8 protein-coding genes are annotated in these 11104 nt (G+C 65.2%); 2 read left to right on the top strand and 6 right to left on the bottom strand.

The features are described 5' to 3' along the window. Positions 1–52: 52 nt before the first annotated feature. Both D892_RS0118095 and D892_RS41410 read right to left on the bottom strand, forming a co-directional pair. Positions 53–247, bottom strand: coding sequence for a hypothetical protein (locus D892_RS0118095; RefSeq protein WP_024802601.1), 195 nt, complete (start codon positions 245–247; stop codon positions 53–55). Positions 248–787: 540 nt separating this feature from the next. Continuing rightward, positions 788–1270, bottom strand: a complete 483-nt coding sequence (locus D892_RS41410; RefSeq protein ID WP_036567191.1) for a hypothetical protein — start codon at positions 1268–1270, stop codon at positions 788–790. Positions 1271–1588: 318 nt separating this feature from the next. Between D892_RS41410 and D892_RS0118080 the strand changes: the two genes are divergently transcribed. Together D892_RS0118080 and D892_RS0118075 are read left to right on the top strand one after the other, a co-directional pair. Further along, a complete protein-coding gene (locus D892_RS0118080; protein ID WP_024802598.1) occupies positions 1589–2488 on the top strand; it encodes a helix-turn-helix transcriptional regulator in 900 nt (299 codons plus the stop codon). Next, positions 2478–2687, top strand: coding sequence for a DUF397 domain-containing protein (locus D892_RS0118075; protein WP_024802597.1), 210 nt, complete (start codon positions 2478–2480; stop codon positions 2685–2687). Before D892_RS0118080 ends, D892_RS0118075 begins: the two co-directional genes overlap by 11 nt. Positions 2688–3153: 466 nt before the next feature. On the opposite strand, the gene D892_RS0118070 is transcribed toward D892_RS0118075, so the two are convergent. From D892_RS0118070 to D892_RS0118050, 4 genes are all read right to left on the bottom strand, one after another. Continuing rightward, on the bottom strand, positions 3154–3624 hold the full coding sequence (locus D892_RS0118070; RefSeq protein WP_024802596.1) for a hypothetical protein: 471 nt from the start codon (positions 3622–3624) through the stop codon (positions 3154–3156). A gap of 643 nt (positions 3625–4267) precedes the next feature. Continuing rightward, complete coding sequence (locus D892_RS0118060; RefSeq protein ID WP_024802595.1) at positions 4268–8302, bottom strand: TIGR02680 family protein; 4035 nt, start codon at positions 8300–8302, stop codon at positions 4268–4270. Further along, complete coding sequence (locus D892_RS0118055; protein ID WP_024802594.1) at positions 8299–9537, bottom strand: TIGR02678 family protein; 1239 nt, start codon at positions 9535–9537, stop codon at positions 8299–8301. The genes D892_RS0118060 and D892_RS0118055 overlap by 4 nt, the downstream gene beginning before the upstream one ends. Further along, complete coding sequence (locus D892_RS0118050; RefSeq protein ID WP_024802593.1) at positions 9534–11069, bottom strand: TIGR02677 family protein; 1536 nt, start codon at positions 11067–11069, stop codon at positions 9534–9536. The genes D892_RS0118055 and D892_RS0118050 overlap by 4 nt, the downstream gene beginning before the upstream one ends. Between the last annotated feature and the right edge of the window lie 35 nt (positions 11070–11104).

Here is an 11104-nt window from a genome sequence, read left to right as displayed (position 1 = left end):
CGGCAAAGGCATCCAACCCGATCGCAAGAAGGACGAACGCGAGCCCAGTGTGTCACTCGTCGACTGCACTGATCCACGTCGCTTTTGCCGACCCGAGCCCTCGAACCAACCGGTAGACCTCCGCATAGGTGATGCCGAACTTGGTGATGGTGGCTACCGGGATGGTGTCGTCGTCGGGGAGTGCGCGGAGGAACAACGCGTCGCGGCGACGCCGGGCAGCCGCGAAATCCGCTATGGCCGTGAGCATCCTCTGGTTCGAGTCCTGATGTTGAGTGTGTAGAGACTCCCTGGCCGCATGCAGCGTGGACTGTGCTCGTGTGTATCGGGTGACAGCTGCAGAGATCCGATCGTCCGGAACATGACAGATCGGCGGTGGGTACGAATGGACCTCCGGGGCAACGCATTGCAGCCCACGGCGTTTCGGGCAACACACCGCCTCGTCGCAGTCGTGGTGGATCTCCAACAGCATTCGGCCGAGACGCTCCGGGGTAGGGCCGGGAGCGATCCGGCAGTATACGAAAGGCATTTCGAGAGGTCTTGTTTCGGACATCAGGGCACCAACCAGTTTCGTTCGCAGGGAAGTCGAGGGGCGAGCGCCGGCGCGGCCGATTCGACGACCGTCACGGTGTCGTCGGCATGAGTCGCGTTGAAAGAGTTCGCAAATCGGTAGGCCGCCGGTGCGCATGCTCGGTAGAACAAGTCGAGACTGTGGCCGTTGATGTCGGCCCAGTGGACGTGGATCGTCACATCGGCGTCGGGCGGCAGGGGACGCCCCGGGGGCATCGGGTCACCGCGAGTTGCCGACACAGTTGCGAATGACATCGAGAACGGCATCCGCAGTAGGTCTGAAGTCGTTGGGCGGGAGTAGGTTCCACGTCCGGTACGCCACTTGAAGATCGGCCGGCGAGGGAAGCATGATCTGACCGCCCACCGGAACCACCGAAATCCATTGGCGGAACAGCTGGGCATGTACGGTCAGGTCACTGAGGTCCACGCCGGTCCGGTCGGCGAAGAACGTCCAACGGTGGGATCGGGGATGGGAGATGATCGGCCCGTTACGGCCGAAACAGCCCTTCAACAGGGCCTTCACCTGCATACCGAGCGCGCTCGGCACCGTGAAGGCGGCAATCGAACCTCCTCGGATGACGATACGTCCGGACGACAGCAGCACTCTGGCATCGAGCCCGCACACGGTCCGGTAGTAATCGGCCCGGGATTGCGGAGTTTCTTCTCCCGGCTCGGCAACTTTCCCTGTAACGTAATGGCTCATCGACACCTCGACTCATCGGTTTGTCTGGGTGGTCCCGGTCCCTTGGGCATAGGCTTTGCGCCACAAGCGGTTCCGGTGGGCTGATCGGTACGCTGCCACGGCCGATCAGCAGTACGGCTGAGGGACTTCCACCTCGCATCGGACCAAGTTGTCCGTCCCTGCCGGGCGCTGGTTCAGCACACCAGTCGCCAGATATCCGCACCAGGTTGAAACGAATGTTCAGGCCAACTGGTGCAAAGCCCCAGGAGCATGTGCGGAATTGCGGCAATAGCTGTTCAAGGTCAGTTGACATGCGGGTTCAGTCGAGGAGGAACACAGATGTCCCACGATGAGTCGCCCACTCTGTTGCGGCGCCAGCTCGGTCGCTTTCTTCGCGAGATGCGTGAGAGCCAGGGCCTGACTATCCAGGATGCGGCCAAGGAGGTGCAGTTGAGCTATAACGCGTTGCAGCGCTTGGAATCCGGGCGCACCATCAACCCGCGCAAGCAGGATGTTCGAGAGCTGTGCATGCTGTACGAGGTCGATGCCGAAGAGACGAAGCAGGCGGTTGATCTCGCCGCTCGCGCGGCGGCTGCTCGGGGCGACGACGATGTCATAGCGCTCGGCGGCATGTTCTCCGATGCGTTCAATATGTACGTCGGTCTGGAGCGGTCCGCCCGGCGCCTCACGTCTTACCAGGTGCAGGTTCCCGGCTTGCTACAGACTGCGGACTACGCCCGCGCGCTGATCGGCTCGTTCCTGCACAACGGCACGAACGACGAAATCGAGCGCAGCGTGCAAATCCGCCTCCGCCGCCAGGTGATCGTCACGCGGAAGGCCCGCCCGGTCGCGTTGGAGATTCTGCTCGACGAGTCCGCTTTGCATCGCATCGTCGGCAATCGGCGCGTGATGCGAGCGCAGCTCGCGCAACTCACCGAGGCAGGAAAGCGCGAGAACGTCAGCCTCCGAATCCACCCTCACTCAGCCGGTTTCACTCGCGGCATACTGCACGGCTCGTTCGTCATCCTCGATTTCGGCACCGACCGTAGGGGAGATCCAGTCGAACCACCGGTGGTCTACCTCGACGGCGGCATGAGCAGCGATCTCTACTTGGAGAAGCAGGAACTGGTCCAGCGATACACTGAAATGGTCGACTGCATCCGGCGGACAGCACTCGATGAAACGAGCACGCGAGACCTGCTACGACAGGTGGCGAAGGAGAAGTACGGTGACCGTTGACCTGTCCACCGCACACTGGTTCAAGAGCAGCCGCAGCGAGTCCAACGGCCAATGCGTGGAAGTCGCGTTCCTCGACCGGGGCGAGGTCGGGGTACGCGACTCGAAGAACCCAGCCGGCCCGGCGCTCGTCTTCGGCGCCGGGGAATGGGATGCCTTCGTCGCCTACGCGTCCGCCGGTTCGTTCAATCGTGCAGGGTGACCGGTTGGCAACGGTGCGCGGAATCCCCACCCCCTGCTCACCAATGGGTTCAGCCACATAGGCATTTCCCGGCAAGATCGGGCAAGGCTCCACATGTCCGGCATAGCTCAAGCGGTAGCAAACTCGACCGTGGCAGCGGCTGGTCCACCGCTTGCTCCTGGACGTACGGCTTGCAACCGGCCGAATGGCCGGCGCAGCGCACTCCTCGTCGTTCGCCTGTGGCCGGCTTACCCCTCGGACGCATCAACCACGCGAGCAGAACCAGTACCCGATCAGCCGACTCCTGCGGAAAAATCTCGCGTACAAAGGTGGTCAGTACACGCGCGACCGCGACGATCATGAGTAGACTGGTCCCGGTCCACCAGGGCGCACCGAGTACAGTGCTCAGGAGGATTCCGGACCCAATCGACAACCCGGAGAAACCGTTCCTCATGAGCCGAACCCCCTCTCCGACAACAGATCCGGGTCAGCGCAGCGAGTCCCGGAGTTCACGCAGCGACTTACCCGAACGCACGTGGACCCAGGCCTTCCACCCGTCGATCTGACTGCCGACGAGCTCCCTCAAAGCCGGAGACGGTGCCTCATAGACTCCACGCTTCGTCTGTAGGCATCCATTCGCGGTAACGACCGCTTCCAACGTCTGCCCCCTTCGAATACGCTCATGACGAAGTTGGTCCCCCGCCGCTATCAGGCCGGCATCGATCAGCTGCGCCAAACGGCCTGGACGCAGTGGGTCTGTCCCATACACGTTCGATTCGCCGCTCGGAGCGAAGCCGTCGCTGGTGTTTCCCGCGTTAGAACCGTTATCCGAGCCGACAGGATCGACATCGCCCGTGATCAACAGCCGACGCAGGACGTCGTTCGGTTGCTCGAAACCCCTCCTGTGCTGGACAAGGACGTTGAACACCTCGTCCTCCACCACGATCGTGTGCCTCATATGGGGACATCTCCTGACCTTGTATCGTGCAGTCTTGTCACCTCCAAGACTATTCTCCATCGGCCGCGACCGTCAAGTCCGCAACCCCGACGGTCTTATCCCGCAGGCTAGTTGCGTAAACAACAGAGAACGGGGGACCGTTCGTGGTCCCGATGTCACGGGCAGCCTGATACTTGGATTCAAGACTCCAAGTACAAAGATTTGTCTGGCGAAGTCGCTGCTACATCGCCAAGACGCAGACACGGCGCAACCGGACACCCCGGTTCGCTCTCGAACACAGCATCTATGGTTGCCGCCCACACCCACCCGGCTCTCCGAGACACGGGCTTGGATCCGGAACAGTCCGTTGATCATTCGGCGTCCACAACCGCTCGGATCCCTCGTGCCGTGCCGAACCGCGGACCTGCCCCGCTGTTGGCAGGCCCCAGGACGATGCCGAACCCGACGAACGGTGCAGGACAAGGGCCAGCCGTTGTAATGTGCAGAGCATGGAGGCGATCGCCCACAGCGGGCTGCTGATCACGGTGAGCGCCGGAACCTACACCGGTCTCGGCTCGACGCCGGCCGGTTCCGCCGCTGGACGCTGAGTCATCACCGGATGAAACAATATCGAAAACTATTGTGGTGCAGGGGTTCTGACCGTTCAGATCGTGGCGCCTGATTCCGCAAGCAACTCCACCCCGTCCCACGTGAACCGCGCCGTCGTCACCGCATCATCCCCATCCCCCGCCAGGATTTGGTGGATCGCAATACCGTCCAGCTCGGCGTACGTGCACCACTCGTGGTCGGAGGTGAGCACCAGATCCAGATCGAGTGCCGAGAGTAGGGCGAAGATTTGGCCGCGATTCGTGCTGTCGACGCCGACGAAAACCTCGTCCAGCAGGATTACCCGGGGCGCCTGCGGAGATGCCTGATAGTGCGCGGCAACGGCGGCGAACAGCGGCAAGTGGAGGGCGATGGCCTTTTCGCCACCGGACAATGCCCCGTGCAGCTTCTTGGTGAGCAGCTGGTAGCCCTGTCCGTTTCCCCGGTCGATCTTCACCACGAACTGATGCCACTTCGTGTAATCGAAGACTTGGGCCAGTTGTTGTTCCCAGCTGGTGGCGGTGTCGTCCGCCTTGGCCTCCTCGATGCGGTCGCGCAGGAAACGGTGCAGTGCTTCGTGATCGGCCTCGGTCAAGCGAATCGGGTCGCGCAGGAGCAGGTCGCGGGCGGCCTTGGTGCCGGGTGGGAGGTCGGGGGCGATCTGCCAGACCAGCTTGACCGAGACGTTGGAGGCGGTGCGGACCTTTTCGAGCCGGGCATTCATGCCGTCGACGAGGTCGTTGGCCTGGCGGATGCGGGCGGCGAGATGACGGCGGGTATCGCCGGTCAGGGTTTGGTCGAACAGGTGGCGCTCGCGTTCGGTGATCTCGTTGCGGGACTGGTCGGCCTCGCGACGCAGGGTTGCCAGCAGTTCGGCGGCGCCGACTCGGACGCCGTCGATGATGGCGGTGAAAACCTGTACGTCCTCGTCGGTTTCGAGTTCCAGGTCGGCGCGGGAGCTGAGTGCGGTGCGGCTTTCGTGGACCGAGTCGGCGAGCCGGCCCAGGGCATCGGTCACATTGTTCGGGGCGCACGGGATGGTGGGCCAGGCGGCCGCGACCAGGCGGGCGGCGTCCAGCGCGGCGCGAACACCCTCCGAATCCGCCAGTGTTTGCCGGAACTTGTCGAGTTCGGGGATTTCGCTGTCGGTCGGGAAGTCGCCGATCGTCAGGCGACGGAAACGTTGCGCGAGTGCGTCTCTGGTCGTCGATGCGGCGTCGCGGGCCTGGATGTCGGTCTCCTGCTTGGCGGCCAGACCGCCGAGCTGGTTGGCCAGATCGTTTTGTTCGCGCCGCGCCGCCGTCAGCTGTCTGTTGAGTTCCCGGAGTCGCTCGCGGAACTGCTGGAGTTTGTCGAGCACACCGCGGTAGTCGAGTCCGACGGTCCGATCGATCTCGTCGGCCTTCGCCGCTAGGGCGCGGTGGTTGCTCTCGGCAATCTCGGCGTCTTGTTCGAATTGCACGGCGAGTTCGGCTGAGCGGGCGGACTTTTCGGCGCGTTCCTCGGCGACCGCCGCGGCCGAACGGCGCTCGCCATCGGTGTCGAGCCACTTCTCGGTATGTTCACTGAAATGGTCAAGCCCTTCTCGGACCCGATCGAGTGCCCCGGCGTCGGCAGGCAAGCCGGCGTCGGCGGCGACACCCGACAGCTCGATCAACGCCGCACGCACCCTGCCTTCCTGCTCGGTGACCGCCGCGATCCGCTGGCGCACCAGGGTATCGATTGCCTCGAGATCAGCCTCGGCTCGGTCCAGAACACGCTGTGCCGCAATCAATTCGTCGCTACCGGGGCGACTGGCGAGTTCGGCCTCGACCGTCTGCTCCCGGATATCGAGACGGGCGCGCAGGCTCTCCAACTCCGCCAGCCGCGAATCGTGCCCAGCGATCTGCTCGTTCAACTCCCGGATACGCCGTTCCCGTGCTCGCTGCCTGGTCAGGGCACCGATATAGGACGCCTCGTCCTTGTGTGCGCTGCCGGTCAGATTGCCCAGCCGCCAGCTGCCGTCGGCGGCTATCGCCGCAACTGCCTCGGGCAGGTTGTCGCCGAACGCAATGCCAGCCAGCAGCCTGGCGACGACGGCGGAATCCACCTCGGCGTCCGGGACCACCGTCAAGACCTCGGCCAGCGAGCGACCCGACACCGGCGCCACCGCATCGGGATCGGCGAACACGTCGTGACCCACGATCTCCCCGCGCGCACCGAGCCAGGCGTCCAGCAGGCCGGAAGCCTCGAGGGCCGCCTCGACACTCGCGCGGACGGATTCGGTGGTGTTGTCGGCGAAGTCGACCACTCGCCACAGCGGCGCCCCTGCCATCCGAGTGCGGTCGGCCGTCCGCCAATGCGGCGCGGCCGGAGGGATATCGTGTTCGGCCGCGAGGCCGTCACGTTCGGCGATCAGTCTTCCGCGTTCCGCTCCCACCGCCGTGGTTTCGGCTTCGACGCGTTCCCGCTGCTGCGCGATGTCGCTCAGGACGACTTGGGACGCATACCGAATCTGCTCTGCCAGAGCCGATTCCGATTCAGCGGACTCGAGCAGGGCATCGAGGTCGGTGAACGACAGCTCGTGGCAACCGCCCGCCCAGGCACGGAGCCGATCGCGCAGCGCTTCCGCGGCATCGGCGCGATCAGCGACTGCCTTCTCGTGGCGTGATCCAGCGCGAGAGGACTCCTCACGCGCACGGTCCAGATCCTGTTCGGCCCTTTGCCGCAACGCAATTGCCTGTTCGTGAGCCCTGAGGGCCTGGTCGACCGCCGCGATCTGTTGCCGCTTGCTCCGCACCGCTGCACGCAACAACCCCCGCGGACGATCGGACTCCGCCGCGGAAGCGATCTCCTCATACACCCCGGACAACGCCACTCGAGCCGCCGCCTGACGCGCCTCCTCGGCCAGCGCCGCGACGCGGATCTCGTATCCGCGCAGCGTTTCCTCGGCTCGACGGTGGCGCTCCGCATCCCCGTCCGCGTGCTCCCGTTGACTAGTCGCGTCCCGGCGTGCCCGGTCGGCACGGATTCGCGCCCGCTCGACCTCCTGCCGTAGGTTGTCCAGTTGCTGGCCTTGCTTGTAGGCGTCGGTCTCCATCAGGCCGTCTTTGCGAGCATCGACCTCCTCGTGCTCGTTGTCCAGGGTCTGGATGCGCTCGACTATCTCGCCCTTGCGATGTTCCACGTCGGTGTACTGTTCGGCCGATTGCTTTGCGGCAGCGGATAACCGGTCCAGTTCGGTAGTTGCCGAGATCAACGAGGCCGCACCGGCGCGCAGGACGCGTTGCGCATAGGTCCGCTGCCGACGGGCCAGCACGCGGGTGGCTTCGACCTCCTCCTCGAGGCGCCGCAACCTCTCCCGCTGCGCATCCAGCCGTTCGAAACCCTCTGCCAGGTCGGCGATCTCGGACTGACCCAACGGAGGCAGCGCCCGCGAAAGCAAGCTGGACAGCAGAGACGGGTCGAGCCGCTGCGAGAGTTTCGGTGTCCGCAACTGGAGCAGCGCTGTGATGAAGGCGTCGTAACGCTGCTCGTTCAGCTCGGGAAACAGCGTGGTGCGCACAGCCTCCCGGTACTCCGACGCTGTCGAGTACACATCGCCGTGTTCTCCGATACCCTGCTCGAGAGCGCCGCGAGTCAGCGGGCGCCCCTCGATGGTCAGATAGAGACCATCGGGCATGCCGATGCGTTGATCTGTCGTGAAGTAGTCCGGGTGCACGGCGCTGGTGTGGCTGCTGGCCTGCAGGCGGGCACCGCAGGTGAACCACCGATACTCCGCGAGCCGGAACTCCAGCCACACGTAGCCGACACGTGTGGTCCCGGAGGCGCCCTCCCCCATGAGATTCCAATGCATCGTGCGCTCGGCGGTGCCGAAGGTGGACAGCCGGTTGGCCTTCAGGTTCGCGTCGAACAGGAACGGCAGCAACAACTCCAGCGCCTTCGACTTCCCGCTGCCGTTCGGTCCGCGCAACAGCAAGCGGCCACGATGGAACTCGAAGACCTCGTCGTAGTATCTCCACACATTGAGGATTCCGGCCCGAGACGGCATCCATCGCACGTCGCTCTCCGTGGACTCCTCGGATGTTTTCCGCGACAGGACGGTTACGGTCACGAATCCTCCCTCGGCTCAGTGGTTTTGATGTCGCCCACTCGGTAGCGAGCCGACGCGGGCAAGGGGACCACAAGCCCGGAGTCGGTTGTGCGCACCAAGCCGAAGCCGACCAGAACCGCGACCGCGTCGGCCACGAGCCGGCCGACTCCGTCGTCGCCACGATAGCTGCGCGCCCAGCGCGGAAATCTGTCCAGCAGCTCGGTGGCCACGCGCCACAACCGCTCCACAGTGGTGGGGCCGGATATGTCGTCCAGCAACAACAGCGCGGCCACCTTCGCCGTCCCTGAGTCGTCGGGGAATCGGCTGTCGGTGGCTATGCCGTCGGGATCCACCAGCAGCGCTCCCTCGGCCCGCTCCTCCAGGACGAAACCGCCCTGCTCGGCGCAGCGGCGCAACAGCTGGCGGCCGGTCGGCGACGATACGTAGGCGCGCTCGTCGGCGGACAATTCCTCGTAGTACAGCACCGGGTCGTCTACCAGGCGCCGAAATATACTGTGCCGCAACCATAAGTTGCGTTGGACGTCCGAGCCCCCACTCTCCCTGTGCCGGCCGGTCGAGCCGTAACGGCGCTCCCGCGAGATCCCGGCCAGTAGATCTCTGCCACGCAGCGCGATCTCTTCGGCAGGCACCGCAAGCTGCGAGGGGCCGACCGGTGATGCCAGCATCCGCAGCAGCAGCGTGGTGTCGACCTGATAGAGCACCTTGGCGGCCGCAGACTCCACATACATCTCCGCCGAACCGTCCACCGGTTTCAGCACGCCGAACGATTCGAGCAACCGCAGTACGTCCACCAGAGCCATGCGCTCGGACCGGCCGGCGCTGTCGAACGCGTCCAGTACGGGGTCGGCCGCGGTCGCGGCCTTCACCCGGTCGGCGAGCAGGCCGATGGTAGTGACCGGGGCGGCGAACAGCTCGGCCGCGACCACGCACAGCAGCACATAGCGACGGCGATCGAACGGCGCGCGGCCGGACCGCGGGCGGCGCGCGGGGCGGCTGGGATCGTCGCAGACGCGCACCTTGGTCAGTCGCGCGTATCCCAGCCGCGGTTCCACGGTGAGCGTCCAGCCGCAGTAGTAGTCGAACCACTTCGCGATCGGTTCGCGCCTGCGGCGGATCGTGTCGAAGGCGTCCGGTGCACCGGATTCGGTGATCAGCGGGGCTGCCAGCAGTGACCGGATACCGCGCGAGATCTCCTCGCGCTCGGCGATGACCAGCTGATTGGCAAGATCGCTCATCGCTCTCCCCCTGCCCGCCCCATCGGTGTCCGACCGGGGGCTGCGACGTCGAGAACGTAGTCCGGACCTTCGAAAAGCCCACGCGGCGTCGACAATCGCGCCCGGCTGCCATCGCCCGGCCTCCGCAGGACGATCTCGATTCGGCCGTCGCCGGTGGTGGCGCGCCGGGTTCCGTCCGCCGCCGGTGCGGTCGACAGCGCCCGGCCGAGCAGATCCAGTAGCCGCTCGAACATCGTGTGGTCGAGCCTGCCGAAACTCGACAGGCGCACTTGTCCGCCGGTATCGAGCATGTCCCATGCGGCCTCGAGTTGGGCACGCTCCGTCGCCGCCTGCTCGGCGCGAGCGGCCCTGAGCGCGGCCACATCTCGCACCCGGCCGGTTCGGCTGAACCGTTCGGTGCGGCCCGACGACCGCAACAGCGGCGAAACCTCCACCGGCGGCGCCTCGTGCCAGGAAGTGTTCGAATTCACCAGTTCCGGGTCCGGATGCGCCAGATGAGTGTGGCGCGCCGGGCTGAGCCCGAACGCGGTGGACCACAGGCGATGCATGTCGTCCTGGCTCGGCAGCAGCGTGAACCAGCGCGCCAGTTCCCGGAAGTCGGCGGCCGCGCTCGACGACCTGCGGCGCGAATCGGTTATCCGTTCGAGTACCTGCAACAGGGTGATGATCGCCTTGCGCCCCACCAGATTCAGCTGTTCGATACGCGGTGTGGCACCGTCCTCGGGGGCGAACCACGCGCACAGGCCGTCCCACCGCGCACGACGGTGCTCCAGCCAGGCAATCGACGGATCGGTGCCGGACAGCTGCGGCAGTTCTGCACCGGCCAGGGCACGGTGATGCATCAGCGCGACACCGTATTCCGCCACGAGCCGAATGCGTTCGGCGATGGTGTGCGTCCGATGCTCGATGTTGGTGAGAAACTCCTGGAGGTAGGCCACGGTCGCGGCCTTGACCTCATGGAAGACGGTCAGGTCCACACCTTCGGCGCGTAGCAGACGCTGCAACTCTCCGTTGAACTGTTTCGTATTGGCGCGCAGCGCGTCCAGGTGCGACTCCAGTTCGCTGAGCACCGTGAACACGCGCCGATCGGTGCCGGATTCGAGTTCGGTGATCAGATCGCGCAGCCGGTCGGCGATGGCGTCCAGGACGGCGGTCTGCAGCGCGCCGGTCGCCGCCAGCACCGTCATGGCGTGTACGACGCCTGCGAACGCCGCCTCGCCCTGGCGAGTCAGCGAGTACTGGAGATTGCGTCGCTCGTATTCGACTGCCGTGCGGTAGTTTTCGGAATGGTTCTGGATGACGTCGACCAGATTCCAGTCGCGCAGCTGCGCAAGGGCCGCGGCGAGGTCGTCGAGATCTATCGGCTCCAGCCAGCCGACCGAACGCAGTCTCTCGCACACGTCGTCGATGCCCAGGGTTGTCTCCAACCGTTCGTTGGCCTCACCGAAGGCATGCAGGACAGCGACGTAGAGCCCCGACCGGTCCGCGGTGGCGAACCGGAACATTTCAGGCGGGACACGAATCGGGTCCACGAAACCTCCCGGGGGTGCGCTTCAGTGGCCGACCA

Origin of the sequence: Nocardia sp. BMG51109 (assembly GCF_000526215.1) — a bacterium.
Classification (GTDB): Bacteria; Actinomycetota; Actinomycetes; order Mycobacteriales; family Mycobacteriaceae; genus Nocardia.
This window is presented reverse-complemented; position numbering and strand designations above follow the sequence as displayed.

What these genes read in the sequence shown, in the direction of transcription:
- D892_RS0118095 (WP_024802601.1), bottom strand. Translation starts at nt 247, where the DNA reads ATGCTCACGGCCATAGCGGATTTCGCGGCTGCCCGGCGTCGCCGCGAC.
- D892_RS41410 (WP_036567191.1), bottom strand. Translation starts at nt 1,270, where the DNA reads ATGAGCCATTACGTTACAGGGAAAGTTGCCGAGCCGGGAGAAGAAACT.
- D892_RS0118080 (WP_024802598.1), top strand. Translation starts at nt 1,589, where the DNA reads ATGTCCCACGATGAGTCGCCCACTCTGTTGCGGCGCCAGCTCGGTCGC.
- D892_RS0118070 (WP_024802596.1), bottom strand. Translation starts at nt 3,624, where the DNA reads ATGAGGCACACGATCGTGGTGGAGGACGAGGTGTTCAACGTCCTTGTC.
- D892_RS0118055 (WP_024802594.1), bottom strand. Translation starts at nt 9,537, where the DNA reads ATGAGCGATCTTGCCAATCAGCTGGTCATCGCCGAGCGCGAGGAGATC.